This is a genomic window from Kitasatospora sp. NA04385 (assembly GCF_013364235.1).
Taxonomy (GTDB): Bacteria; Actinomycetota; Actinomycetes; order Streptomycetales; family Streptomycetaceae; genus Kitasatospora.
The window spans coordinates 8,221,696-8,246,836 of sequence record NZ_CP054919.1 but is presented as its reverse complement, the minus strand read 5'-3'; the positions used below and the strand labels follow the sequence as shown (position 1 = coordinate 8,246,836).

Annotated in this window: 23 protein-coding genes and 1 pseudogene; 5 read left to right on the top strand and 19 right to left on the bottom strand. The window is 73.4% G+C overall.

What is annotated here, in order from left to right; genetic code table 11:
* Positions 1-71 precede the first annotated feature (71 nt).
* The 3 genes and pseudogenes from HUT16_RS36590 to HUT16_RS36585 form a co-directional block, all read right to left on the bottom strand.
* The gene (locus HUT16_RS36590) at positions 72-3,062 is read right to left on the bottom strand and encodes a CARDB domain-containing protein (protein ID WP_303392152.1); all 2,991 of its coding nucleotides are present in this window, start codon (positions 3,060-3,062) and stop codon (positions 72-74) included.
* 453 nt (positions 3,063-3,515) lie between these two features.
* Positions 3,516-4,361: pseudogene (locus tag HUT16_RS39000) on the bottom strand (discoidin domain-containing protein); the annotation flags it as partial.
* A gap of 287 nt (positions 4,362-4,648) precedes the next feature.
* A complete protein-coding gene (locus HUT16_RS36585; RefSeq protein ID WP_176192295.1) occupies positions 4,649-4,966 on the bottom strand; it encodes a hypothetical protein in 318 nt (105 codons plus the stop codon).
* 358 nt (positions 4,967-5,324) lie between these two features.
* On the opposite strand from HUT16_RS36585, the gene HUT16_RS36580 reads away from it, so the two are divergent.
* On the top strand, positions 5,325-6,302 hold the full coding sequence (locus HUT16_RS36580) for a serine hydrolase (protein WP_176192294.1): 978 nt from the start codon (positions 5,325-5,327) through the stop codon (positions 6,300-6,302).
* Positions 6,303-6,378: 76 nt separating this feature from the next.
* On the opposite strand, the gene HUT16_RS36575 is transcribed toward HUT16_RS36580, so the two are convergent.
* The 3 genes from HUT16_RS36575 to HUT16_RS36565 form a co-directional block, all read right to left on the bottom strand.
* Entirely contained in the window at positions 6,379-6,939 is a 561-nt protein-coding gene (locus HUT16_RS36575; RefSeq protein WP_176192293.1) for a DUF1990 family protein, read from the bottom strand.
* 139 nt (positions 6,940-7,078) lie between these two features.
* Positions 7,079-7,291 (bottom strand): EF-hand domain-containing protein, encoded by a 213-nt coding sequence (locus HUT16_RS36570; RefSeq protein ID WP_033252119.1) that lies wholly within the window; start codon positions 7,289-7,291, stop codon positions 7,079-7,081.
* 156 nt (positions 7,292-7,447) lie between these two features.
* Positions 7,448-7,804 (bottom strand): hypothetical protein, encoded by a 357-nt coding sequence (locus tag HUT16_RS36565; RefSeq protein WP_176192292.1) that lies wholly within the window; start codon positions 7,802-7,804, stop codon positions 7,448-7,450.
* Between the two features lie 212 nt (positions 7,805-8,016).
* On the opposite strand from HUT16_RS36565, the gene HUT16_RS36560 reads away from it, so the two are divergent.
* Positions 8,017-8,562 carry an EF-hand domain-containing protein gene (locus HUT16_RS36560; protein WP_176192291.1) on the top strand — a complete coding sequence of 182 codons (546 nt, stop codon included), beginning with the start codon at positions 8,017-8,019 and terminating at the stop codon, positions 8,560-8,562.
* Between the two features lie 63 nt (positions 8,563-8,625).
* Here HUT16_RS36560 and HUT16_RS36555 read toward each other — a convergent pair whose 3' ends face one another.
* The 5 genes from HUT16_RS36555 to HUT16_RS36535 form a co-directional block, all read right to left on the bottom strand.
* Positions 8,626-9,312, bottom strand: a complete 687-nt coding sequence (locus HUT16_RS36555; RefSeq protein WP_176192290.1) for a peptidylprolyl isomerase — start codon at positions 9,310-9,312, stop codon at positions 8,626-8,628.
* Positions 9,313-9,543: 231 nt separating this feature from the next.
* The gene (locus HUT16_RS36550) at positions 9,544-10,110 is read right to left on the bottom strand and encodes a hypothetical protein (protein WP_176192289.1); all 567 of its coding nucleotides are present in this window, start codon (positions 10,108-10,110) and stop codon (positions 9,544-9,546) included.
* 257 nt (positions 10,111-10,367) lie between these two features.
* Positions 10,368-10,862 carry a peptidase inhibitor family I36 protein gene (locus HUT16_RS36545; RefSeq protein WP_254898175.1) on the bottom strand — a complete coding sequence of 165 codons (495 nt, stop codon included), beginning with the start codon at positions 10,860-10,862 and terminating at the stop codon, positions 10,368-10,370.
* A complete protein-coding gene (locus tag HUT16_RS36540) occupies positions 10,850-11,362 on the bottom strand; it encodes a hypothetical protein (RefSeq protein ID WP_176192288.1) in 513 nt (170 codons plus the stop codon). Before HUT16_RS36540 ends, HUT16_RS36545 begins: the two co-directional genes overlap by 13 nt.
* A gap of 182 nt (positions 11,363-11,544) precedes the next feature.
* The gene (locus HUT16_RS36535; protein ID WP_176192287.1) at positions 11,545-11,979 is read right to left on the bottom strand and encodes an NUDIX hydrolase; all 435 of its coding nucleotides are present in this window, start codon (positions 11,977-11,979) and stop codon (positions 11,545-11,547) included.
* Between the two features lie 229 nt (positions 11,980-12,208).
* Between HUT16_RS36535 and HUT16_RS36530 the strand changes: the two genes are divergently transcribed.
* A complete protein-coding gene (locus HUT16_RS36530) occupies positions 12,209-13,975 on the top strand; it encodes an oleate hydratase (protein WP_176192286.1) in 1,767 nt (588 codons plus the stop codon).
* Positions 13,976-14,063: 88 nt separating this feature from the next.
* Here the strand turns inward: HUT16_RS36530 and HUT16_RS36525 are convergent, their stop codons facing one another.
* Both HUT16_RS36525 and HUT16_RS36520 read right to left on the bottom strand, forming a co-directional pair.
* The gene (locus HUT16_RS36525) at positions 14,064-15,644 is read right to left on the bottom strand and encodes a multicopper oxidase family protein (RefSeq protein ID WP_217712137.1); all 1,581 of its coding nucleotides are present in this window, start codon (positions 15,642-15,644) and stop codon (positions 14,064-14,066) included.
* Positions 15,641-16,144, bottom strand: a complete 504-nt coding sequence (locus tag HUT16_RS36520; protein WP_176192285.1) for a hypothetical protein — start codon at positions 16,142-16,144, stop codon at positions 15,641-15,643. Before HUT16_RS36520 ends, HUT16_RS36525 begins: the two co-directional genes overlap by 4 nt.
* Before the next feature lie 201 nt (positions 16,145-16,345).
* Between HUT16_RS36520 and HUT16_RS36515 the strand changes: the two genes are divergently transcribed.
* Complete coding sequence (locus tag HUT16_RS36515) at positions 16,346-16,750, top strand: SsgA family sporulation/cell division regulator (RefSeq protein ID WP_254898174.1); 405 nt, start codon at positions 16,346-16,348, stop codon at positions 16,748-16,750.
* Positions 16,751-16,828: 78 nt separating this feature from the next.
* Here the strand turns inward: HUT16_RS36515 and HUT16_RS36510 are convergent, their stop codons facing one another.
* The 5 genes from HUT16_RS36510 to HUT16_RS36490 all read right to left on the bottom strand — a co-directional run bounded on the left by HUT16_RS36510 (position 16,829) and on the right by HUT16_RS36490 (position 23,241).
* The gene (locus HUT16_RS36510) at positions 16,829-18,298 is read right to left on the bottom strand and encodes a cellulose binding domain-containing protein (protein WP_176192284.1); all 1,470 of its coding nucleotides are present in this window, start codon (positions 18,296-18,298) and stop codon (positions 16,829-16,831) included.
* Positions 18,299-18,440: 142 nt separating this feature from the next.
* Complete coding sequence (locus HUT16_RS36505) at positions 18,441-19,973, bottom strand: beta-N-acetylhexosaminidase (protein WP_176192283.1); 1,533 nt, start codon at positions 19,971-19,973, stop codon at positions 18,441-18,443.
* A gap of 75 nt (positions 19,974-20,048) precedes the next feature.
* Positions 20,049-20,867: a carbohydrate ABC transporter permease gene (locus HUT16_RS36500; protein ID WP_254898430.1), complete on the bottom strand. Its 819-nt coding sequence runs from the start codon at positions 20,865-20,867 to the stop codon at positions 20,049-20,051.
* A gap of 83 nt (positions 20,868-20,950) precedes the next feature.
* The gene (locus HUT16_RS36495) at positions 20,951-21,865 is read right to left on the bottom strand and encodes a carbohydrate ABC transporter permease (RefSeq protein ID WP_254898173.1); all 915 of its coding nucleotides are present in this window, start codon (positions 21,863-21,865) and stop codon (positions 20,951-20,953) included.
* Positions 21,866-21,960: 95 nt separating this feature from the next.
* Entirely contained in the window at positions 21,961-23,241 is a 1,281-nt protein-coding gene (locus HUT16_RS36490; protein WP_176192282.1) for an extracellular solute-binding protein, read from the bottom strand.
* Positions 23,242-23,530: 289 nt separating this feature from the next.
* On the opposite strand from HUT16_RS36490, the gene HUT16_RS36485 reads away from it, so the two are divergent.
* Positions 23,531-24,379 (top strand): GntR family transcriptional regulator, encoded by an 849-nt coding sequence (locus tag HUT16_RS36485; protein ID WP_176192281.1) that lies wholly within the window; start codon positions 23,531-23,533, stop codon positions 24,377-24,379.
* Positions 24,380-24,415: 36 nt separating this feature from the next.
* Here the strand turns inward: HUT16_RS36485 and HUT16_RS36480 are convergent, their stop codons facing one another.
* Positions 24,416-25,084 (bottom strand): hypothetical protein, encoded by a 669-nt coding sequence (locus HUT16_RS36480; RefSeq protein ID WP_176192280.1) that lies wholly within the window; start codon positions 25,082-25,084, stop codon positions 24,416-24,418.
* Between the last annotated feature and the right edge of the window lie 57 nt (positions 25,085-25,141).

Genomic DNA, 25,141 nt, shown 5'->3' with positions numbered 1-25,141 from the left:
AAGACGGCGGACCGTCTTGTTCCCGGCCGGGGGGCCGGGAACAAGACGGTCCGGCGGGCCGGACGGGTCGGCTAGCCGTTGGTGATGGTGAAGGTGGTGCCGGGCTGGCGGACGACGTCGCCGGTGGCGGAGCCGCTGATCTGCACGTTGGTCAGGACGGCGCTGCCGCGGGCGCCGGACATCGCCAGGATGCCCGCGCCGTTGTTGGACTTGTCGATCCGCACGTTGCTGATCCTGACGTCGGGGACGGTCCCGCCGCCGGTCTTGAACTGGATGCCGTCGTAGGTGCTGTCGTGGATCTCGGTGTCGCGGATGACGACGCCGGGGATGTCCTGGTTGGCGGCGAACAGGGTGAGCGCGCCGAACTGCTGGGCCTCGTTCCAGAACGCGCCGCCGCTGCGGTAGATCGCGTTGTTGGCGATCAGGGTCTGTCCGGAGAAGGGCAGCGGGTCGTGGTCGGTGGCGAGCATGATGCCGGGGTAGTTGGCGGTGTCGTAGACCAGGTTGTTCTCGATCCGGTTGCCGTAGCCGCCGTAGACCGCGATGCCGGTGGCGCGCCACGGGAGCTGGACGGTGTTGTTGACGAAGGCGTTGTCGTGGCCGATGTCGACGGCGGTGTTCTTGACGTACTTGTTGGACCAGACGGCCATCGAGTCGTCACCGGTGGTGCGGAAGGTCGAGTTGAACACGGTGGAGTTGCGGGTGCCGTCGGCGAAGTTGATGCCGTCGGCGTAGGTGTCGCGGATCCGCATGCCGCTGAACTGGAGTCCGTCGGCGGGGTTCCACAGGTCGGGGATGTTGTCGTAGTCGCGGCCGACCCAGACGGCGACGTTGGCGTGCTCGATCCAGACGTTCTCGATCTTCGTGTTCTTGCCGAACCGGCCGTTGAGGCCGACGCCGCCCTCGGAGCCGTCGGAGGCGCCGCGGATCCGGCCGGAGCCGAAGATCGCGACGTCGGAGATCTTGGTGTTGTCGTCGATGTCGAAGCCGAAGTTGCCCTCGTGCGGGTGGTTGATGCCGCCGACGACGTTCTGCGGTTCGGTGAGCGTGTAGAACTGCGAGTACCACATGCCCGCGCCGCGGATGGTGACGTCGCGGATGCCGACCTGGTTGTAGTTGCCGCGGTGCAGCGGGTCGACGGTGAGGATCTTCTGCTCCTGGCGCCACTGGCCCTGGGGGATCCAGACGCAGGAGATGCTGCCGTTCTGGTCGGCCGTCACGGCGGCCTGGATCGCGGCGGTGTCGTCCTTGCCGTCGTCGGGGACGGCGCCGAAGTCGGTGATCGAGGTGCACTCGGCCGGCTTGGCCTTGGGCGGGGCGACCTGCTCCAGGTCGATCAGGTCGATCGTGTAGGAGGAGGCGGTGTCGCCGCTGTCGCGCTGCAGGCGCAGCTTGGTGCCCGCGGGGTAGCTCTTGGGCAGCAGCGCGTGGGTCTCGTCGAAGAGCCGGCGGGCGTCGGCCTGCGGGGTCTGGGTGAGGCCCTCGGGCTGGTCGGTGTTGCCGTACAGCCAGCTGTACTTGGAGGTGAGGTTCAGCTTCTGCACGAACACGTTGTCGGCGTAGAGGCTGAGGGTGGCGTCGATGCCTCCGCCGCCGGGGGCGTCGGGGATGGAGTTGCGCACCACGATGGAGTTGGTGGGGACGGTGGAGGTGATCTCGACGTACTGGCCGGTGGCGGTCAGCTTGACCGACTTGCGGCCGGAGGACTCGGAGGCGTAGTTGGTGTGGCCGAAGGTCCGGGTGGCGTCGGCCTGGAGCAGTTCGCCCTGGTAGCTGCCGTCCTCGGCCTCGTAGGAGGTGAAGGGGGCGGCGGCGCCGCGGCCGACCACGATGGCCTTGCTGTAGGTGTTGTTGCCCTCGTTGGTCTCCTTGGCGGTGTTGGTGGCGTCGGCGGTGACGGCGACGGTCGCGCCGCCGGCGACGGCGGTCCAGGTGCCGGTGACGGGGAGGGTGAGGGTCTGTCCGGCGCCGATGGCGGGGGTGGCGGTGTCCAGGGTGGCGGTGCCGACGGTGAGCCGGGTGACTCCGGCGGGTGCCGGGTCGATGCCGCGGTTGTGGAGCTTGACGGTGAAGGAGGTGGCCGCGCCGGCCGCGGGGCTGGCCGGGTTGGGGGTGACGTCGAGGACTTCGAGGTCGGGGCCGGGCGCCTGGCGGACGGTGATCGGGCTGCTCGCGGCGAGCAGGTTGTTGTCCTCGTTGCGCTCCCGGACGGTGTTCTTCGGGTCGACCCGGACGCTGGGCAGGTAGCTGCCCTGCGGGCGGGTGCCGATCGCCTTGCTGACGGTGGCGGACTCGCCGGCGGCCAGCGCGGGGACGTCGACGCTGTCGGCGAGCGCGCCGCCGAGCAGCAGGTCGGCGGTGGTGGCGGCGGCGGGCAGGTTGCCGGTGTTCTTGACGGTGGCGCGCAGGGTGATCGCGGTGGTCTCGTCCGGGTCGGCCGGGGACCACGCCACGTCGGTGACGGTGAGGTCGGGGTTGGGTGCGGGGGTGCCGACGACCTGGAGCTCGGCGACCTGCCCGGCGGGGGCGCCGGTGTTGGAGGTGAACTTCAGCTGGAGGTCGGCGGCCCGGCCGGTGACCGGGACGGTGACGGTGTTGGCGCCGCTCGCGGGGTCGAAGCGGTAGTCGGCGGCGCCCTTCAGGCTGGTGAAGGCGGTGGCGCCGTCGGCCCGGCCGAGCACCTGGATGTTCTGGGTGCGGGCGCCCCACGAGGCGTCGGGGTTGAGCTTGACGACGACGTTCTGCAGGTCGGCGTCGCTGCCCAGGTGGACCGTCAGGGTGTTGGGGAACGCGCCGGAGTTGCCCTCCCAGTAGGTGGACAGGCTGCCGTCGTTGGCGTTGGCCGGGGCGAAGGTCCAGGCCTGGCCGGAGGCTTCGATCGGCTTGCCGGCGGCGAGGTTGCTGCCGGGGGTGCCGGTGCCGCTGCCGGTGCGGGTGACCGGGGCGCTCGGGTCGGACTGGTTGCCGGCCGCGTCCTTGGCCCGCACGGTGTACGTGACGGTGGCGGTGGCGGGCTGGCTGTCCGTCCAGGTGCGGACGGTGGCGGCGGTGGAGGCCTTCAACTGGCCGTCGGCGTACACGTCGTAGCCGGTGACGCCGACGTTGTCGGTGGCGGCGTCCCAGGTCAGCCTGATCTGTCCGGCGGCGGGTTCGGTGTAGGCGAGGTTGCCGGGCGCGCTGGGCTTGGCGGTGTCGCCCGGGGCCTCGCCGGTGCGGGTGACGGGCGCGCTGGGGTTGGACTGGTTGCCCGCGGCGTCCTTGGCCCGGACGGTGTAGGTGACGGTGTCGCTCGCCGGGCGGGTGTCCGTCCAGGTCAGCGTGGAGCCGTCCACCGAGGCGGCCAGCCGGCCGTCGGCGTAGACGTCGTAGCCGGTGACGGCGGTGTTGTCGCTCGCCGCGCTCCAGGTCAGCCTGATCTTGCCGGCCTCGGGCTGGGTGTACGCCAGGTTGGTCGGCGCGGTGGGGGCCTGGGTGTCGCCGGAGGTCGGGCCGTAGGCCTCGAACTCGGAGAGCTGGGCGGCGGGCCAGGCGGAGTTGGCGGTGAACAGCAGCCGCAGGTAGCGGGTGGTGCTGGTGGGCAGCGAGACGGTGACCTGGTTCCCGGCGGCCGGGTCGAAGCTGTAGGCGGCGGGGGCCAGCAGGTCGGTGAAGGTGCTGCCGTCGGTGGAGCCCTGCACCTTGAAGGTCTCGGTGCGCTGCTCCCAGCCGGCCGGGAGCTTCAGCACCAGCCGGTCGACCTTGGCGGCGGAGCCCAGGTCGCCCTGGATCCACTGCGGGAAGGCGTTGTTGGCGCTCTCCCAGTAGGTGGCCTGGTTGCCGTCGCCGACGTTGCCCGCGCCGTAGTTCTGCGAGGTGCCGCCGGCGGTGAAGGTGCGCCCGGCCAGCAGGTTCGCCGAGGCGGTGCTCGCGCCGTGGACCTCGAACTCGGAGATCTGGGCGGCCTGCCAGCCGGTGTTGGCGGAGACCTGGACGCGCACCCAGCGGGCGGTGGCGGCGGGGAAGTCGATCCGGACGGTGTTGCCGCTCGCCGGGTCGAAGGCGTAGCCGGCCGCGGCGGCCAGCGGGGTGAAGTTGCTGCCGTCGGTGGAGCCGAGGACGGCCAGCGTCTCGTTGCGGGCGCCCCAGCCGGCGGGCAGTTTCAGCACCACCTGGTCGACCTTGGCGGCGCTGCCCAGGTCGACCTGGACCCACTGCGGGAGGGCGGCGCTACCGCTCTCCCAGTAGGTGGACTGGTTGCCGTCGTTCACGTTCGCGGCCGTGTACTGGCCGTTGGCACTGCTGGCGGTGACGGTCTTCCCGGCGGCGAGGTCGGGGCCGCCGGCGGCGCGGGCCGGCAGTACGGGCCCGGCGAGCAGGAGCATGCCCGTCACGACCGACGTCGCCGTCAGGCGTGGCAGTAGGCGCTTGGATCTCATGACGTCCCTCTGTCTCGGGGTGGGTGGGGGGAGAGGAGAGTCGAGAAAATGACAGACATCTGTCTGTTTTTTGCGTGAGGGCACCCAAGAGTTACAGAGTGATGAGCGGAGTGTCAACGGACCGTAAAGAGGCTCCGCATACGGAAGACCCGGGGCCGCCCGCCCTCGGTGGAGGCGGGCGGCCCCGGGTGCCGGTCGGCGGGGCGGACCCCCGCGCAGACCGTCGCGGCAGCTCAGACCAGGAATCCCCCGGCGGCCGGAGCGGCCGTGGCCTGCGCCAGGTCGGCCGCGGCGCCGCGGCGGCGGAGCACGGCGGACGGCGTCGCGGCGCGGCTCTCCGCCAGCGCGAGGGCGTCCGGGACGGTGGCGGCCCGGACCGCGAAGACCTGGACGCCGCCCCGGGAGTCCGCCGCCGCGGTGGGGACGGTCACCAGCCAGACCGGCAGCGGCGGCCCGGGCGCGGGGGCCGGGGCGGTACCGGACGGCCGCACGGCGGACGGCCGCACGATGGACGGGAGCGGCCGGGGCCGGGAGGCGGAAGCGAGGGCCATGAGGGGGCTCCATTCCTCTGCTGCTGAGCGGCCTGCCCCCCACCGTAAACACGGCCCAGCAAGAAGTATAGCAATCTGCGCAAGATTCGCACTAGCGACCTGAGTCGAAGCGGACACCCGGGGCCGAACATCCCGGCAGCTCAGCTGGCCTTGGCCACCCCAACTATCGCCGCAACGGCGGCCGAAGTCGAGGCCCGTCGGAGCGTTTCGCCCGCCGGGCAGGCCGAATGCCCGGATTCGCTTGCGTGATTGCGCAAGAAATCTGTCGGATTCTTGCGTTGATCTCCGCTGCGGCTTCTCAGCGCGGGCTCAGCCGGGGCTCATCGCGGGCCAAGACGGGCGGCAGAGCATCGTCCGCATGACGGCACCACCCGAATCACGGACCTCCGCCCGCAGGCAGGAGCGTCGCAGCAGGCGCACCCGGCGGATCAGGCGGGCGGTGGTCGTGGCGGTGGCGCTCTCGGCGCTGGGTTCCTGGCTGGTGCTCTCCCGCCCGACGGCCGGCGCCCCGGCGAGCGCGGCGGCCTCCGCGGCGGTGTCGTCGTCCGAACCGACCGCGGACGGCTCGGACGACGCAGACGGCTCGCAGGACGCGGACGACGTGGACGACGGCGCGACGCAGGACGCCGCGGCCGCCGCTCTGGGCAGCGCCCTGGACAACGCGCTGAACACCCTCGACGGGCACTTCGCCGTCACCGTCACCGACCCGGCCTCCGGGGCGTCCGCGGCCTGGGGCGAGGACTCCTTCGTCACCGCCTCGATCGTCAAGGTCGACATCCTGGCCGCACTGCTGCTCCAGAACGACGGCGTGCTGAGCAGCACCCAGAAGGCGGCGGCCGCGCTGATGATCGAGCAGAGCGACAACACCGCGGCGACCACCCTGTTCGAGGCGGTGGGCGGGGCGAGCGGGCTGGACGCGGCCAATGCGGCCTTCGGGCTGACCGGGACGGTCGCGGGGACGGACGGCTTCTGGGGGCTGACCGAGACCACCGCCGCCGACCAGGCCCGGCTGCTGCGGGTGGTGTTCACCGAGGACTCGCCGCTGGGCCCGTCCTCCCGCGCCTACCTGGCGAAGCTGATGGGCCTGGTCGCGGACGACCAGGACTGGGGCGTCTCGGCGGCCGACCAGGGCGGCGCGGTGCAGCTGAAGAACGGCTGGCTGCCCCGGGACAGCACCGGGCTGTGGGTGGTCAACAGCATCGGCCGGATCGAGTACGGCGGCCGGAGCCTGCTGGTGTCGGTGCTGAGCGACGGTTCGGCGAGCGAGGAGGCCGGCATCGCGCTGGTGGAGTCCGTCGCGTCCGCGGCGGTGCGGGCGTTCGCCGCCGCCGCCTGACCCGGGGCCGGGGCCCGAATCGGTGCCCGGGCCGGACCGGCGTCTGCACCGGGGCCGGTGCCGCCGGGCGTTCGGGTCAGGCCGTGGCCGCCGCGCGGGCGACGGCCCGCAGGTAGCGCTCGATCGCCAGGTGCTGGAGGGCGAGCGCGACGGGGCGGCCGAGCCGGGCGTACCAGGAGGCGAGCCGGGAGAAGGCGGCCACCTCGAACCACACCTCGCCGTCGGCGTCCATGCTCACCGTGAAGGACTCCTCGCCGCACTCGGGGTGCCCGGGCAGGGTGCCGTAGGCGAAACCGATCCGGTCGGGGGCCTCGACCGTCCAGACCACCCGGCACGGGATGACCAGGCGGGGCAGGCGCAGCCCGGGCAGGGCGAGCCGGAGCAGGACGGTGGCGCCGGGGGCGGCGGGCTCGGCCGGCGGGTACACCCCGAAGCCGGAGCCGAGTTGGGCGCCCCAGCCGAGGACGTACGCCCCGGCGCGCTCCAGGACGGCGGGGCCGTGGCCGAGGTGGACGCGGCGGCGCAGCCAGGAGTAGCCGGCGGGCAGCGCGGCGGCCGCGGTGGCGCCGACCTCGGGGTAGGTGGGCGCGGTGGCCCGGGCGGCGAGGTGGCGGCGGCGGAGGTCGTTCGGCGGCATCCGCCAGTTGTACGGCGGGCGGGGGCCAGTGGCCAAGCCCGGCGGCCGGGGCCGGGGGCGTTCCGGCCGGTCGGGCCGGTGCGGGTGTGCCGCACCTCACCCGCCCCCTCCGGCCGGAGGGGGCGGGGGCGCTCGGCGGTCAGCCCTGGACGGAGGCCCAGAACTCCTCGAAGGAGAGCTTGCCGTCGCCGTTGGCGTCCTTGGCGTTGATGATCGCCTGGGCGACCGTCTCGGTGACGTGGTAGTCGCCGAGCTGGGCCATGACCGTCTTGTACTCGCGCGCGGTGACCCGCCCGTCGCCGTCGACGTCCAGGCGCGCGAAAGCCGTCCGTGCCGCTTCGATGTCCGCCACCGGACCCACCCCTCTTCTTGCTGTTCCACCGGTACGTGCCGCCGTGTTCCGGCGCGCGGGCCACAATAGCCGCTGTTCCGGACGGTCCGACAGGGCGGTCCGGAACAGCGGTCGGCGGGCGGGCGGCGAGCGGTCCCGGGGCGCTCCCGGGGCCGGTCAGTCGCGGTGGACGCGGACGCCGCCGACCAGGCCCCAGGCGGCGACGTGGACGGTGGGCCCGCCCTCGCCGGTGGGGCCGTCGTCGCTGACCCCGCCGATCCGGATGCCGGTGACGACCACCCGGACCTCGGGGCGGACCCGCAGGGAGACGCCGCCGACCAGGCTGAGCTTGGTGATCCGCAGTTCGGCGCCGTCCGGGATGTCGAGGTCGGTGAGGTCGATGTCGGCGCCGCCGACCAGGGAGGCGGTGAGGGTGCGGGCGTGGATCTCCCGGCCCTCCAGCCGGGTGCCGCCGATCAGGCTGATCCGGATGTCGGTGCGGTCGTCGTCCCTGGGGTTCCCCGTGGTGGTCATGGCCGTCACCTTAGGGGTCGTCAGGAGCCTTGCAGAAGTGGCCCTTCGCCTTTGCCGCAGATGCCCGACCGGCGCCCGGCGTGCGGGCGGTGCCGCGCGCCCGGGGCGCGCGTGCGCGTGCGCGGCGTACGACCGCACGCCGCCGTAGGGCGGTGCGGAGTGGAAAGGATCAGCCTCGCACGTCGCGAGAGGTTCCAGGGAAAGGCACGGCCATGGCGAGCGAGTTCCAGCGCTACAAGCTGACCAGCATGTTCCATGCGTTCGACACCGACGGGAACGGCTACCTCGACCGGGAGGACTTCCGGGCGCTGGCGGACCGCTGGGGCCGGCTGCCCCGGGTGGCGGCGGACCCGGAGCTGGCGGCCCGGGTGGAGCGGGTGATGCTCGGCTGGTGGGACGCGCTGTACGAGGCGGCGGACACCAACGGCGACGGGCTGGTGGACATGGACGAGATCCTGGCCATGGTGGACCGGCTGCCCGAGATGCGGGAGGCGGTGACGACGACGGCGGACACCGTCTTCGAGGCGATCGACGAGAACGGCGACGGCCGGATCTCCCGGGAGGAGCACCGCCGCCTGGTCGACGTGTGGAACGGGCGGCCGACCGACACCACGGGGGTGTTCGAGCTGGTCGACCTGGACGGCGACGGCTTCCTCTCCCGGGAGGAGTTCACCGAGCTGTGGGCGCAGTTCTGGATCAGCGCGGACCCGGCGGACCCGGGCAACCACCTGTGCGGGGCGCTGGCCCCGGCGGCGTAGCGCGCCGCCGGGGCGTTCCTCCGGGCGTTGCCGGCTCTCCCCGGCCTGCCCGGGAGGGGCGGGTCAGCGCTTGGAGATCCCGACGTTGCGGATGTTGACGGGCAGCGTCGGGAAGCCGTCGCCGGGGCCGTTCTGGTCGTCCTCGCCGCCGGCGGCGATCTTCTGCAGCACGTCGAGGCCGGCCGTGACGCGGCCGAAGGGGGTGTAGGCCGGGGAGAGCTTGGTGTCCTTCCAGACGAGGAAGAACTGGCTGCCGTTGGTGTTCGGCCCGGCGTTGGCCATCGCGACGGTGCCCGCGGGGTAGGTGGCGCCGGTCAGGTTCTCGTCGGGGAAGGAGTAGCCGGGGCCGCCGCTGCCGGTGCCGGTGGGGTCGCCGCACTGCAGGACGTAGAGCCGCTGGGTGGTGAGGCGGTGGCAGTGGGTGCGGTCGAAGTAGTCGCGTTCGGCGAGGAAGCGGAACGAGTAGGTGGTGCAGGGGGCCTGGTCGGTGAGCGCCTGGAAGGTGATCGCGCCCTGGCTGGTGCGGAGGGTGGCGCTGTAGGGCTTGGCGGCCTTCTTGGCGTCGAAGACCGGGATGCCCTTGAAGTTGTCGGCGGGCACGGCGGCGGTGTAGGTGCACCCGGTGGCGGCGCCCCCGGTGGTGCTCCCGGCGGTGGGGGCGGCGGCGGACGCCGGGCCGGTGGTGGTGGACAGGGCGAGCGACACCATGGCCAGGACGGTCAGCCCGGCACCCCAGGTCGTGCGCTTCATTCGACAGCCTCCGCGGGTGGAAGAGGATCGAGCAACGGACAGGATTGGCAGGGACCTGCCCACCCCGTCGGCTCCTCGAACCTCCCCGCACCCTCGCCCCACCCTTCCCGCCGGTCCGCCGGGGCCCGCCGGACCCTCACCGCTCCCCGCCCCCGCACGCCACGCCCCTGCCGCCCCTGCCGCGCAGGCCTCCCGGGTCTCGCGGGCCTCCCGGCAGGGGCGGCGGCGTCCTCAGTCCTGCGGCGGGCGCTGCTGGGCGCGGGCCCGGGCGACGGCGACGTACCGGACGGTGAACACCATGGGGACGGCGAAGCCCGCGATCTGGACGGCCAGGGCGGCGGCGGAGCGCCCGTCCCCGGCGTGGGCGATCGCGGCGAGCGCGACGGCGGTGACCGCGAAGGCGGCGGTCCACACCGCGGTGATGACGGTGTTGATCCGGATGAACGGCTTGAGCGTCCAGAACTCCTGCGGCGTGGTGCGCTTGGCGATGCCGAGCGTGAACGGCCGGCCGATCAGCAGCGAGACGCCGGCGATCAGCGCGAGGACGGCGGAGGACAGGGCGGCGGAGTAGTCGCGGAGGCCGGAGTGCGGGTCGGCGAAGGCGAGTGCGGCCAGCGCGGCGAAGTACAGCGCGGAGCCGGTCTCGATGATCAGCGCGTCCCACCCGGCACCGGCCCGGCGCTGCTGGGCGATGACGGCGGCGGCAACGGCCAGACCGGCCAGGGCGGCCCACTGCCACTGCTCGGCGGGGACCGCCGCGAAGACGATCCAGGGCAGGAAGGTGCGCAGGTACGACATCGACTCGGTATCCCCCTCGGTGCTCGGCCGGTGCTCCCCGGGCCGTCTTCGCGCAGGATATCCACCGGGTGCGAACGTCCGCACCGTCCTTCCGCGGGCCGGATCATGACAGTCCGTCGGGTGGACGGATCATGCCACTCCCCCGCCCCGGGAGGTGCCGTCGTCGGTCGGCAGGCCCGGGGCGGGGTCCGGCGGGCGCGGGTCCGGCGGGCGGGGGTCCGGCGGGCGGCGTCAACCGAGGATCGGGCGCGGCGGGTTCAGCACGGGCGCAGCGACTTGAGCGCGTTGCCGTGGGCGTTGCCCCGGGTGGCGGGGGCCATCGTGACGGCAGTGCCCCCGTAGTCCTTGCCGGGGTACCAGCAGTAGGTGACGGGCGAGTTGTTGATCCAGGCGGAGACGCCCTGCTCGCCGGTGAACCGGGAGCCGTCGGGGAGGTCGAGGCGCTCGGTGTCGGGGAGCGCGGTGCCGGGCAGCAGGGCGACGGCGGCGTGGTCGAAGTGGGCGCCGTCGTAGAGGCAGACCCAGCCGGCCGGGCACTCGGTGTGCCGGGGCGCGCGGCTGTCGCCGTTGAGGACGTGCACGCCGGGCGGGTTGCTGACGGCGGCGGCGACGGGGGGCGTCGGGGCCGGGGTGGCGGCCGCGGGGACGGCCGGGGCGGCCGTCGGGGCGGCGGCGAGCAGCAGGACGGCGAGGGGGCGCAGCGGGCGGGCGGCGAGGGTGCGCAGCGGGCGGGCGGCGGTCAGGAGTTCCACGGCGTCCCCAGGAGTTTGAGGCCGGTGGCCCGGTCGGTGCCGTCGGCGCTCCACCACACCTGGGCGTTGGCGCCCTTGGGGATGGTGAAGTCGGCGTGCACGGACTGCGCGGGTTCGATCCGCTGCCAGATGACGTCCCGGGTGCCCTTCAGGGTGGCGGCGCACCTGGCGGCGTCCACGGCGGGGGCCTTGCCGCCGTCGCAGTCGTAGACGACCAGGGAGAGGTCGGCCGGTGCGGGCCCGGTGTTGGTGAAGAGCAGTCGGCCGCCGTCCCGGGTGGGGCACCAGGTGACGGTGCCCCCGGTGACGGGGACCGCGGGCCCGGCGGGGCCGGTGCAGACCGGTTCGGCGTCGCGGGCGGCGGGCGGCATCGCGGCGGGCGGCATCGCGGCGGGGCCCGGCGCGGGGTCCGGGCCGGGTGCGGCGGCGCTCAGCGCGAGGACGCTCGCGGGGACGGCGAGGGCCGCCGGCAGGCGGCGGCGCCAGGGGGTGCGGGGCATGTCTCTCCTGCTCGGGTCCGGCGGGGAGGGTGGGGCGCCCGTGGGCGGGGCGTCCGCGGGGGGGGCGGCCGCCGAACCGATCGGCGGTCACGCCCAGTCATCACCAGGACGGCACCCGCCTAGTGCTTCGTTGACGCACTGTCACCCGATCGGCCAGCCCCGGGCCCGGCCGGCCGGTGCCGCTACCGCGCGCGCAGCCGGTCGAGGATCTCGCGGTGGTGGGCGCTGACCTCGGGGAGGGCGTCGAGCGGCACCCACCGGTGGGCGTCGTGCTCGGTGAGCGTGACGGGGGTGCCGTCGGGGACGGTGCCGGTGTAGGCGAACTGGCGGGCCCGGAGGCCGCTGCGGCCGGTGAAGTCGGCGGCGTGCAGGTAGGCCAGGTCGAGGCCGGTGAGCCCGGTCTCCTCGGCGAGCTCGCGGGCGGCGCCGGCCGAGGGCTCCTCGCCGGGGTCGAGCGAGCCGCCGGGGATCTCCCACAGGCCGCCGAAGTGGTCGTCCGGGTTGCGCCGGACCAGCAGGACGCGCCCGCTGCCGTCGAGGACGGCCGCCCCGCCCAGCAGCGCCTCGATGCCGTCCTCCCGGGCCTGCCGGACCAGCTGCCGCTGCGTCGTTCCCATCACCGTGCTCCCCCGTTCGTCCGCCGGTCCCGCCGACCCTATCCACCGCCGCTGACACCTCCTCGGCCCGTCCCGCACCCCGCCCCGCACCCCGCCCCCGTCCCCCGTCCGGGCTCGCCCGGACGGCGCAGTGCCGGGCGCGCCGGGCCGCGGGCGCGGGTTGGGTGGGGCACGGGACGGGCGACGACGCGGGGCCCGTCCGTACGGGAGCGGCAGAGGGAGTGCGGACGTGTACTACAGCAGCGGCAACTACGAGGCGTTCGCCCGTCCCCGCAAGCCGGCGGGGGTGGACGGGAAGAGCGCGTGGTTCGTGGGGGCGGGTCTGGCGTCGATGGCGGGGGCGGCGTTCCTGGTCCGGGACGGGCAGCTGCCGGGCGAGCGGATCACCGTGCTGGAGCGGCTGAAGCTGCCGGGCGGGGCGCTGGACGGCATCAAGGAGCCGAAGCGCGGGTTCGTGGTGCGCGGCGGCCGGGAGATGGAGGACCACTTCGAGTGCCTGTGGGACCTGTTCCGCTCGATCCCGTCGATCGAGGTGGCGGGGGCCAGCGTGCTGGACGAGTTCTACTGGCTGAACAAGGACGACCCGAACTTCTCGCTCCGGCGCGTCACCCACCGGCAGGGCCTGGACGCGGGCACCGACGGCCTGTTCGCGCTGGGGAACCGGGCGCAGCGGGACCTGCTGAAGGTGTTCCTGGCGACGCGCGCGGAGATGGAGGGCAAGCGGATCGACGAGGTGTTCGGCGAGGAGTTCCTGGCGTCGAACTTCTGGCTGTACTGGCGGACCATGTTCGCGTTCGAGCAGTGGCACTCGGCGCTGGAGATGAAGCTGTACCTGCACCGCTTCGTGCACCACATCGGCGGCCTGCCGGACTTCTCGGCGCTGAAGTTCACCAAGTACAACCAGTACGAGTCGCTGGTGCTGCCGCTGTACCGCTGGCTGCTGGACCAGGGGGTGGTCTTCCGGTTCGGCACCGAGGTGACGGACGTCGACTTCTCCTTCGCGGACGGCCGCAAGCAGGCGACCCGGCTGCACTGGGTGTCGGAGGGCGAGCCGGGCGGGGTCGACCTGACGGCGGACGACCTGCTGTTCACCACGATCGGCTCGCTGACCGAGAACTCCGACAACGGCGACCAGCACACCCCGGCGAAGCTGGACGAGGGTCCGGCCCCGGCCTGGGACCTGTGGCGGCGGATCGCCGCCAAGCACCCGGACTTCGGCCGCCCGGACGTGTTCGGCGCGCACGTCCCGCAGACCAAGTGGGAGTCGGCGACGGTGACCACGCTGGACCACCGGATCCCGGAGTACATCCGGAAGGTGTGCAAGCGGGACCCGTTCTCGGGCCGGGTGGTGACCGGCGGGATCGTCACCGTCCGCGACTCGTCCTGGCTGCTGAGCTGGACGGTGAACCGGCAGCCGCACTTCAAGCAGCAGCCGGAGGACCAGGTCGTGGTCTGGCTGTACTCGCTGTTCGTGGACCGGCCCGGCGACTACGTGCGGAAGCCGATGCAGGAGTGCACCGGCGAGGAGATCACCCGCGAGTGGCTGTACCACCTGGGCGTGCCGGTGGAGCTGATCGATCGGCTGGCGGCGGAGGCGGCGAAGTGCGTGCCGGTGATGATGCCGTACGTGACCTCGTTCTTCATGCCGCGCCGGGCCGGTGACCGGCCGGACGTGGTGCCGCCGGGGGCGGTGAACTTCGCGTTCGTCGGGCAGTTCGCCGAGACGGGCAGCCGGGACTGCATCTTCACCACCGAGTACTCGGTGCGCTCCGCCATGGAGGCGGTCTACCGGCTGCTGGGGGTGGAGCGCGGCGTGCCGGAGGTGTTCGGGTCGACGTACGACGTGCGGGCGCTGCTGAACGCGGCGAGCCGGCTGCGCGACGGCGCGCCGGTGGGCCTGCCGGGGCCGCACGTGCTGCGCAGGCGGTTGGAGGCGCGGCTGGAGACCTCGGAGATCGGCGCGCTGCTGAAGGAGTACGGCCTGCTGCCGGAGTGAGCCCGCGCGCCGGTGCCCCGCCCCGCACGTCGGTGCCCCGGGCCCTGGTGGCGGGGTCCGGGGCACCGGCGGGTGCGCCACCCGGTCGCTACTCGGTGGTGGTGAACTCGGCCATCATCGCCATGTCCTCGTGTTCGAGGTTGTGGCAGTGCATCAGGAACTGCCCGGCGTAGTCGGTGAACCGGACGGCGACCTCGACGCCCTGGGCGGGCAGCACGTCCACGGTGTCCTTCCAGCCGGCGTCGTTGCCGCCGGGCCCGCCGCCGGCCCGGCCGAGCACCTGGAACGGGTCGAGGTGCAGGTGGACGGGGTGGTGGAAGTCGGTGACGAAGCGCCAGACCTCGACCTGGCCGAGCCGGGGCGCGGCGATCGAGCGGCCGGGCCGATACTCCTCGCCGTTGACGGTCCAGTGCCGCTCGCCCTTCTGGAACACGAAGGTGCGGGTGTTGACGGCCTTGGCGGGGTCGAGCCGTTCGACCTCGGAGAGCCGCTCGGGCAGGTGGAAGTCCCCGTCGGTCGCGGAGCCGACCTCGAAGGCCATCACCTCGCCGGCGGGGCCGTCGCCGAGCCCGTTGCGCAGCCGGACCCTGGTCCCGGCGGGGTAGCGGGAGAAGTCGACCAGCACGTCGCAGCGTTCGGCGGGCGCGAGGTCCACCGAGTCGTGGCGCAGCGGGCGTTCGAGCAGGCCGCCGTCGGAGCCGATCTGCACCAGCGCCCCGCCGCCGCCCGGCTGCGGGTCCAGGGCCAGGCGCAGCCGCCGGGCGTTGGAGGCGTTGAGCAGCCGCAGCCGGTACCAGGCCCGGTCGACCCGGGCCAGCGGCCAGGGCGCGCCGTTGACCAGCATCACGTCGCCCAGCACGCCGTTCATGTAGGCGTCCTGCACTCCGGGGGCGCCGCCGGGCAGTTCGGGGTAGGCGAAGGAGCCGTCGGCGGCGAACGAGCGGTCGGCGATCATCAGCGGCAGTTCGCGCGGGCCCCGCGGCAGGCCGAGCGCGGCCTCCTCCTCGTCCCGGACCAGGTGGAAGCCGGCCAGGCCGCGGTAGACCTGTGGGCCGGTGAAGCCCATGGTGTGGTCGTGGTACCAGAGCGTGGCGGCGCGCTGGGCCATCGGGTAGGCGTACTCGCGCTGCGGGAGGACGGTGGCGCCCTGCGTGCCCGCCATGCCCGGCATGCCTGCCGTGTCCGCCGTGTCCGCCATGCCGGGCATCTCGTGGTGCCCGGTGCCGACCAGGTCGAGCGGGTGGCCGTCGCTGTCGTGCGGGGTGTGGCCGCCGTGCAGGTGGACGGCGGTGGGTCGGGGCAGTTCGCTGCGGTGGGTGATGACGGTTCGCCGGCCGCTGCGGGACTCGACGGTCGGGCCGGGGAAGGTGCCCTGGTAGCCCCACACCTCGGTGTCGTGGCCGGGCAGCAGGCGGGCGGTGGCCCGGCGCGCGGTGATCTCGTAGTAGTCGGCGCCCGCGTCGCTGCGGACGGGCGCCAGCACGGCGGGGACGGGCAGTTCGGCGGCGTAGCGGGCGGGCAGCGGCAGGGCGCTGCGCAGCAGCTTGCCGGGTTCGCCGCCGGGCAGCAGCCGGTTCATCAGCGGCGGGAGGCCGAAGGCCGTGCCGAGCCCGAGCGCGGCGACGCCTCCGGCGCCCAGCAGTTGACGCCTGGTCAGCGGGCCGCTCACTCGGCGCCCGCCTCGGCGCGGGCTCCGGCGGCGCCGGACGCGGCGGCCCCGGGCTCGGCGGCGGCGGACGTGGCGGCCCCGGGCTCGGCAACGATGGGCTCGGCGGCGGCGGTGGTCCCGGCCTTGGCCTTGAAGGCGTCCACCGCGAACTTCTCCGCCATCACGAACACGCCCACGCCGAGCGGTACGTGCAGCAGCAGGACGCGCTCGTCACCGAGGGCGTACTGCACGACGCACAGCAGCGCGAGCACGCCGTACTGGACGGCCGGGCCGCCGGGCCCGCGCGAGAGGCGCCACACCAGCAGGCCGGCGACGGCGGTCAGCAGGGCCACCACGGACAGCGCCAGCGCGGTCTGCTTGTGGGCGTCCAGCAGCGGGTAGTAGCCCTGCAGGAAGCCGCCGGCCAGGAAGGGCATGAGCAGGGCGAGCAGAGCGGTGAGGCCGGCCGTCACCCGGAGGGTGAGCAGCGGCCAGCGGGGTGGTTCTCGGAACTCGGACATCGCTTCCCCCGTGATTGGAATGATTTGCGATCATACTGTCCGAAGATCGCCAAGTTCGTTGATCCTTCACGGAGTTCGCACGGTCACCGGCGCGCGGTGCGGACCGGACACCGCCGGAAGGGTGACACCGGCGGTGAAAACGCCAGGTCCGGGTAGCCGTGCTGCGCACAGTCACCAGCGTCCCGACAGCGAGGTCCCCCCGTGCCAGGTTTCACCGCCCACGACACCACTGCCCGGCTGCCCCACAGCGCCCACCCCCACATGCCCGTCCGCGCGCAGCTGCGCTTCGACGCCGAACTGCCCTACGGGGTGTGCCTGGTGCTGGGCCCGGAGGGGGTCGAGGGCGGGGCGGTGGCCTGGTACTTCGCCCGTGACCTGCTGCACGACGGCGGCCACGAGCCCGCCGGGTACGGCGACGTGCGGGTCGAGCCGGGCCGCCGGGGCGAGATCCGCGTCACGCTCTGCTCCGGGGACGAGCGGGCCGTGCTCAGCCTCTCCGCGCCCGACGTGACCGCCTTCCTGCGCGACTCCTACCTCCTCGTCCCGCCCGGCAGCGAGAGCGACCACCTGGACCTGGACGCCGCCCTGGCCCGGATCACCGCCTGACCCGCCGCGGACGCGCGGGCGCCCCGCCCCCTCCCGCCGAGCGGCCTGGCGGGAGGGGACGGGGCAGTCGGTGCGGGGTCAGCTGCCGGGGACGGTGTCCTTGAAGGCGGTGCCGGCCGAGCGCAGCGCGGCGACGTTGCCGGCGACCTGGGCCGGGCTGAGCACCTGGTCCTTGACGAAGTACACGTAGTCGACCTGCTGGTCGTACGAGCGCGGCGTCGTGGAGTACTGGCCGGCCAGGTCGATCAGCCAGTGGTTGAAGTCGATGAACTGCGGGGTCTCGGGCAGGTAGGGCTCGCCGTGGGTGGCGACGACCTGGCCGTCGATGTAGTAGGTGACGTTGCTGTTGTCGATGGTGAACTGCAGCAGGTGCCAGCCGTCGAAGGACTGGCGCTGCTCGCCGTGCGTGTTGACGGCGTTCCACGGGTCCGGGTTGTAGGTCTCCCAGGTGGTCTCGTACATGATGTTGCTCTGCTCGCCCCAGCCGCCGTTGGGCAGGTACTCGAAGTCCTGCTCGCTGTAGTTCGGGTCCATCGGGGCGTTGAGCGGGGTGAAGGCGAAGAAGGTCTGGTTGATGTGGTCGCCGTCGGGGCCGCTGTTGGGGGCGTCGGCGAACTTGACCCGGGCCGCGTAGGTGCCGTTCTTGAACTTGCGCGCGGTGGTCTGGATCTCGGTCTCCTTGGTGCCGGAGGCCGTGCCGTCGGTGGTCAGGCGCAGGTTGAGCACCTTGCTGCCGCCGACGGTGGGGAAGGTGACGTCGGCCGGGGACCAGGTGGCGCCGGAGACGCCGGGGCCGCCCTGGCCGGACTTGACGGTCCAGCCGTGCTGCTGGACCGCGGCGTCGGAGCTGGTGTTGTAGGAGAAGTCGTCGAACAGGACGGGCGCGTTCGGGTCGACCGGCGGGGTGGAGGTGGAGCCGGACGGCGACGGCGACGGGGACGAGGACGAACTGGCGGACGGCGAGGGGTTGTTGCCGGCCGGGGCGGTGCCCCAGATCAGCGCGCCGTCCTCCTGGAGGGTGACCTTCTGCCAGTCCGCGTAGCCGGTCTGGGTGCCGCTGAAGGAGTAGTCGTCGGACTGGGTGAGGGTCTGCCAGTCGGAGCGGTAGAAGCGCAGCTGCATGTCGCCGGTGGACTGGCCGGGGGCGAGCGAGCCGGCGCCGGCGGTGAAGCCGATCTCCAGGTAGCGGTCGGCGGTGGCGGTGGGGTTGGCCAGGGTGCCGAAGGTGCCGGTGATGTTGCCGCAGCCCTTGACCGCCCAGGAGCAGGCGAAGCGGTAGGTGGTCGAGGGGCCGTCGGACTTGAAGTAGTAGCGCAGGGTGATCCGGTTGAGCGCGACGGTGCCGCTGCCGGTGTTGGTGACCTGGAGCCAGGGCTCGCTCTGGTCGGCGGTCGCGCCGGAGGCGCTGGTGCGGTACTGGACGCTGAACTTGTCGGCGGCGGACGCCGGGGCGACGGTCAGCGCGGTGGTGGCCAGGCCGGCCGCGGTGATCGCGGCGGCCGCGGCGAGCCGGGCGCGCCGGCTGGTGGTGCGGGGGCGTGCGGACACGGTGGTTCCTTCCGTGGGGGGAGCCCCGCGGTGCGGCGGGGCGGCGGGACGTTCCGGCGGTGCACGTGCGGGGTGCGGCGGCGGAGGTGGTCCGCGTGCTGCGGGCGGCCGCGGGTCGGCGGCCGGGTCTGTGGGGGCGCCGTCAGACCGCGCTGGGGACGCGTCCGGGGCGGTGGACGCCGAGGGCGGCGAGGCGGGGGCGGTGCGCGGCGAGGGCGGGCAGGAAGTCCCGGCGGTAGTCGCTGTCGGGGTTCCAGGCCCGGTCGGCGATGGCGCACAGCCGGGGGTAGGCGAGGTAGTCGAAGTGCTCGGCGGTGGTGACGAACTCGCTCCACAGCTGGGCCTGGGTGCCGAGCACCCGGGCCCGCTCGCTCTCGTCCCAGTGCGCGGGGACGGCCTGGTGGGCGTGGGCGGTGGGCAGGTCGACGACGTACCCGGCCTGGCCGAGCGGCTCGTCGGGGTGCGCGCTCTGCGGGTAGTCGAGGTAGGTGGCGCGATGCGGGGCCATCACCACGTCGTGGCCGCGCCGGGCGGCCTCCCGGCCGTGCTCGACGTCCCGCCAGGGCATCACGGTGAACTCGACCGGCAGGGTGGCGCCGTCGGTCTCGGCCCAGCAGACCGGGACGCGGCCGGCGTCCAGCAGGTGCCGGCCGACCTCGCCGAGGAACCAGCCGCGCAGCTGGGCGGGGGCGGCCAGGCCGAGTTCGGCGGCCCGGCGGCGGGCGGTGGGGCTGTGCTCCCACTCGGTGGTGGGGCACTCGTCGCCGCCGAGGTGGACGTAGCGGGAGGGGAACAGCTCCAGGGTCTCGTCCAGCACGGCGCGGCAGAACGCGAGCGCCTCGTCGTGCACGCCGAGCACGGTCTCGCACACGCCCCACTCGGTCCACACGTCGAGCCGCCGCTCGGGGTGGTTGCCCAGGTGCGGGTAGGCGGCGAGGGCGGCCCGGGTGTGGCCGGGCATGTCGATCTCGGGGACGACGGTGACGCCGCGTTCGGCGGCGTGCGCCACCAGGTGCCGCAGTTCGGCCTTGGTGTACGCGCCCTGGTGCGGCAGCGCGTCGTACGCGGTGGAGCCGGCGTGGCCGGCCATGCTGCGTTCGCGGCGGGCGCCGATCTCGGTGAGCCGGGGGTAGGCGTCGACGGGCAGCCGCCAGCCCTGGTCGTCGGTCAGGTGCAGGTGCAGCACGTTCAGCTTGTGCAGGGCCATCCGGTCGACGGTGGCGAGCAGGCGGTCGAGGGGCTGGAAGTGCCGGGCGGTGTCGATCATGAAACCGCGCCAGGCGTGCCGGGGCCGGTCGGTGATCCGCACGGCGGGCAGGCTCCACTCGACGCCGGGGACGGGGGTGGCGGAGAGCGCCTCGGGGGGCAGCAGTTGGCGCAGCGTCTGCACCGCGTGCCGCAGGCCGGCCGGGCGGGCCGCGATCAGCGTCACCTGGAACGGGTCGGCCGTCAGCCGGTAGCCCTCCTCCCCCAGCTCCCGTTCGGCGGGGTCGAGGGCCAGCACCACGGTGCCCTCCGGCCCGGCCGCCAGCGGCAGGCCGGTCGCGGGGCGCAGCAGGGTGCGCAGCAGGTCGGCGGCGGCCGCGGCTTCGCCCTCGGCGCGCACGGTGGTCCGTTCGGTCAGGGTGAACCGTCCGGCAGCGGGGACGAGATCGACCGGGGTCGGCAGGATCACGGGGGTGGTCTTCTTCCGGGGGTAGGGAGGCGGGCGGGCCCTGCGGCGGTGCGGTGGCGGGGGGGCGGCGGTGCGTCAGCCCTTGACCGCGCCGGCGGTCATGCCGGTGGTGACCTTGTTCTGCAGGAACAGGAAGACCAGCAGGACGGGGAGCATGAAGAGCGTCGCGGCGGCCATGGTGGCGCCCCAGTCGGTGCCGAAGACGTTGGCGAAGGAGGAGAGCCAGACCGGGAGGGTGCGGGCGTCCTGGTTCTTGATGATCAGCGTGTTGGCGAAGGCGAACTCGTTCCACGCGGTGATGAAGCCGAACAGCGAGGTGGCGAGCAGGCCGGGGGCGAGCAGCGGGAGGGTGATCCGCCGGAAGGCGGCGGCCCGGGTGCAGCCGTCGACCTGGGCGGCCTCCTCCAGTTCGGCGGGGACGGCGGCGAGGAAGCCGCGCAGCGTGACGATGGTGAAGGGGAGGGTGGTCATGAAGTAGACCAGGGTGAGCATGCTGAGGCTGTCGAGCATGTCGGTGTCGCGGGCGATCACGTACATCGGGATCAGCAGGGCCTCCCAGGGCGCCATCTGCGCGGTGAACACCAGCAGCAGGAACGCCCGGCGGCCGCGCCAGCGCAGCCGGCCGACGGCGTACGCGGCGAGCAGCGCGACGACCAGGGAGAGCAGGACGGCGCTGAGGGTGACCAGCAGGCTGTTGCGCCAGTAGCCGCCGAAGCCGGGGGCGTGGATCGCGGTGGAGAAGTGCTCGAGGGTGGGGTGCAGGGGCAGGAAGGCGGGGGTGGCGGACTGGATCTCGGCGGTGGGCTTGAAGGCGGTGACCACCATCCAGTAGACGGGGAAGGCGGCGGTGACGAGGACGGCGAGCGCGGCGAGGTTGAGCGGCAGCCGGCGCAGTCGGCGGGGGGCGAGGAGCGTGCGGGGGGTTCGGCGGACGAGGGTGCTTCGGGGGGCGAGGGTGCTTCGGGGGGCGAGGGGGTTCACGCCTCGGCTCCTTCCTGGCGGTGCATCCGCCGGAGGGTGTTGACGAGCGCGGCGAGCAGGATCAGCACGGTGAGCGTGGAGGCCGCGGAGCCGAGGTCGTACTTGTGCAGGTTCTGGGCGATCTGGAAGGCGTAGACGGGCAGGGTGGTGGTGGCGCCGTTGGGGCCGCCCTGGCTGACCACCCAGATCTGGGCGAAGCACTTGAAGGTCCAGATCACCTCCAGCGAGGTGACCAGGGCGAACAGCGGGCGCAGCACGGGGACGGTGACCAGCCGGAAGGTCTGCCAGGCGCCGGCGCCGTCGATCCGGGCGGATTCGTAGAGCTCGGTCGGGATGGTGGTGAGTCCGCCGTAGAGGGTGAGCGCGGCGAACGGGACGGACTGCCAGACCACCAGCAGCACCAGGACGGTGAAGGTGGCGCCGGAGTGGGCGAACCAGGCGTAGTCGTGGTAGCCGTGCAGGCCCAACTGGTCAAGCGCCCAGTTGACCACTCCGAAGCGGGACTGGAAGAGCCACTGGAAGACCGTGGTGGCGGCGATCACCGGGGTCGCCCAGACCAGCACCAGGGCGCTCATCACGGCCAGTCGCATCCGCTTGCCGAGCCGGACCAGCATCAGCGCGACGAGCGTGCCGAGGCCGGTGATCAGCACGGTGTTGAGCGCGGTCCAGTACAGGGTGCGCAGGGCGACGGTCCAGAACTTGGGGTCGGAGAGCAGCTCGGTGTAGTTGTCGAGCCCGACGAAGGGGGCGCCGCCGCGGATCAGTTCGGCCAGCCGGAAGTGCTGGAAGGAGATCACCAGGTTGCGGGCGACGGGGTAGAGCAGCAGGTACGCCGCGCCCACCAGGGTCGGGGCGATGAGCAGGTAGGGCCGGATCCTGGTGCGGAGCGGCGGTGACGCGTTGGTGGGCACGGCGGGGTGTACTCCTGTTCGACGGTGGTGCGGACCCGGGGGCGGGCCGGCGGGGACGGCCGGCGGGGGCGGGCCCGACGGGGGCCCGGCCGGGGTCAGTTGCCGCTGAGCGCCTTGGTGATGGCCGTGCTGGCGGTCTTGCCCGCGGCGGCGGGGTCGGCGCCGGTGAGGACCTGGGTCATGTACTGCTTGATCGGGTTGTCGGCCTCGACGGCGGCCCAGTCGGGCGAGTTGGGGGTGGCGTGGCCGTTGACCGCACCGGCCGCCATCGCGGCGGCGCCCTCGTTGCCGCTGAGCACCGAGGCCAGGGTGGTCCGGTTGGGGACGTAGTTCATCTGCTTGGCGATCTCGGTCTGCCACTTGTCCCCGGCCAGCGCCTTGACCACTTCGTAGGCGGCCTGCTGGTGGCGGGAGGACTCGGGGACGATCAGGTCGGAGCCGCCGGTGAACACCGCGCCGGGCTTGTCGGCGGTCTTGCCGGGGATCGGGAAGAAGCCGAGCTTGTCCTTGAGCTCCGGGTTGGCCTTGAGGATGGCGGCGGCGCCGCCGGGGGTGGAGATCACCTGCGCGGTGTGGCCCTGGGCGAACACCTCGGCCTGCGGCGGCTTGGCCTCGTCGGCGTCCTTGGGTCCCTTGCCGAGGGCCTGGAGCTGCTGGTAGAAGCCGATCGCGGCCTTGGCCTGCGGGGTGTCCAGGGTTCCGGCCCACTTGCCGTCGGAGCCCTTGACGGCGAGGTCGCCGCCCTCGTCCCAGAGGAAGCCCGCCAGCACGTACCAGGTCTGGCCGGTGAGGTAGATGCCCTCGTTGCCGCCGGTGTTGAGCTTCTGGGTGTCGGAGATCCACTCCTCCCGGGTCTTGGGCGGGGTGGTGATGCCGGCCTGCTCGAACAGGTCCTTGCGGTAGATGACCACCCGGTTGGCGGCGTACCAGGGGATGCCGAACTGCTGGCCGCCGATGTTGCCGGGGGCGGCGAGGCCGGGGATCCAGTGCGCGCCGTCGAGTTCGGCGGTCTTGTCGCTGAGGTCGTGCACGCCGCCGCTGGCCGCGTACTGGGCGACCTGGGTGTTGCCCACCTCGATCACGTCGGGGGCGTCCTTGCTGGCCAGCGCGCTGGTGACCTTCTGGCCGATGCCGTCCCACTCCTGGATCTGCACCTTCAGGGTGGTGCCGGGGTGGCCGGCCTCGAAGTCGGCCTGGAAGTCCTTCAGGAAGGTGTCGGTGACGCTGTCCTTCATGATCCAGACCGTCAGCTCGGCCGGTCCGGCCGTCTCCTGGGAGCCCGACCCGGAGCCGGAGGAGCAGGCGGTCAGGGTGGCCGCGCCGAGCAGCAGGGCGATCGCGGAGCGCAGGGTGGTCGGAAGTGCGGTGGATCTCACGGTGGGTGCCGCCTCAAGGTGACTGGGAACGCCTGTGGGGGTGTTCTGGTGCTCTGGGGTACTCGAAGGAGGCCGACTGTTTACCAGTAGAGTGAACTGGTCCGGTCGGTGGTAAGAGAAGGTGGCACAGCCGCCAGACCTCGTCAAGGCCCCCGGCGAACGCTTCGCCCGGCCTCCGACCTGCAAGGAAACCTTCCAGTCCGAGGCTTCCGAGGTCCGGTCGGGCACTGGTAAGGTCCGCGAACTGGTCTGGTATGGTCTGACCAGTTCGACGCGAAGGGATGGAACGATGGCGACGGATTCGTCCGGCGGGGCGGGATTGAAGCGCGATCAGGTCAGGGAGTACCTGCGCGAACTGGTCGAATCGCTGACCCCCGGCGACCCGGTCCCCTCCGAACGGGCGCTCTGCGCCCAGCTCGGCGTCTCCCGCCCGACGCTGCGCGCCGGGGTGGACGAGCTGGTGGCCGCGGGGCTGCTGGTGCGCGAGCACGGGCGCGGCATGTTCGTCGCCCCCGCCAAGATCGTCCAGGAGCTGACCCCGTCCGGCGGCGGCCAGCCGTCCTTCAGCGTGCCCCGGGCGTCCGGGAGCTGGACCAGCCGGGTGCTGGAGTTCAGCTCGATGCCGGCCGGCGCGGCGATCGGCCGCAAGCTGTCGCTCTCACCGCCCACGCCGATCCTGCACATCGTCCTGCTGCGGCTGGTCGACGGCGAACCGATGGCGATCGAGCACCTGCACATCCCCGCGCGGCTGCTGCCCGGCCTGGCCCCCGCCGACCTGGAGCGCGGCGACCTCTACCAGCTGATGGCCGCCCGCGGCGTGCACGTCCACCAGGCCGTCCAGGCCATCGAGCCCACCGTGGTCAGCGACCGCGAGGCCCGCCTGCTGGCCGTCCCCGCTCTCTCCCCCGCGCTGCGCTTCGAACGGCTGACCACCGACGCCTCCGGCGGCCCCGTCGAGTACGTCCACTCCCTCTACCGGGGCGACCGCTACCGGATCGTCTCCCGGATCTCCCTCGCCGACCCGTCCCCCGCCACCCCCGGCGACTCCCGCCACCACCCGGGCATCCCCCCGGGCGACCTGACCACCCGCGGCACCGGCCCGACCGTCACCACGGGGGACATCCAGCCCCTGCTCTGACCCGGCCGGGGCGAGGGGTCGGGCCCGGGCCGGTTCTCAGTCGCGCGGGGCGCTGTACCAGCGCCACTCGGCGGGGCGTTCCAGGCCGGGCAGGTCACCGCGGCCGGTGGCCCAGAGCAGGGTGGGCCAGGGGTCGGTGCGGGTGGGTGCGCCGGGGAAGAGCCGGTGCAGCACCCGGGCGCTGATCCCGGCGGGGGCCGTCCACTCCAGGCCCAGGCCGAGCGCCAGGTCCTCGGCGTGGGCGAAAAGTTCGACCAGCCCCATGGCGGCGCTGCCCTCGGCGTCCGCCGTCCCGAAGCCGTGGAAGGCCCGGTCCTGCGGCCGGGCCACCCGCACCATCGCCACCAGCAGCGCCCCGCACGCCTCCAGTACCTGGACCAGGCCCCGCGGCCCGGCCTCCCGCTGGGCGAAGACCACGCTGGCGGGCTTGCCCGGCCCGTCCCGCCGGTAGACGAACGGGACGAAGCCGTCGGCGGGCGGCGACTGCGGTCCGAGCTGGGCGGCGTAGGAGAACAGGTCATCGGCCAGGTGCTCGGCGGTCTCCCAGCAGCTCCACTCCAGCGTCCCGGCGGGGCGGTCCCAGTCGGCGGCCTGCGCGTCCGGCCCGCCGAGCAGGGCGACGACCAGCCGCACGCCTTCGGCGAGGTCGTCCGCCGTCACCGGGCCCGCGGCGCCGGGGCGCTCCACCTGCTCGTCATCAGCCATCTACGGAGTGTACCCACCGGAGCCGGGGAATCGTCTCGACATCAAGCATCTTGATAT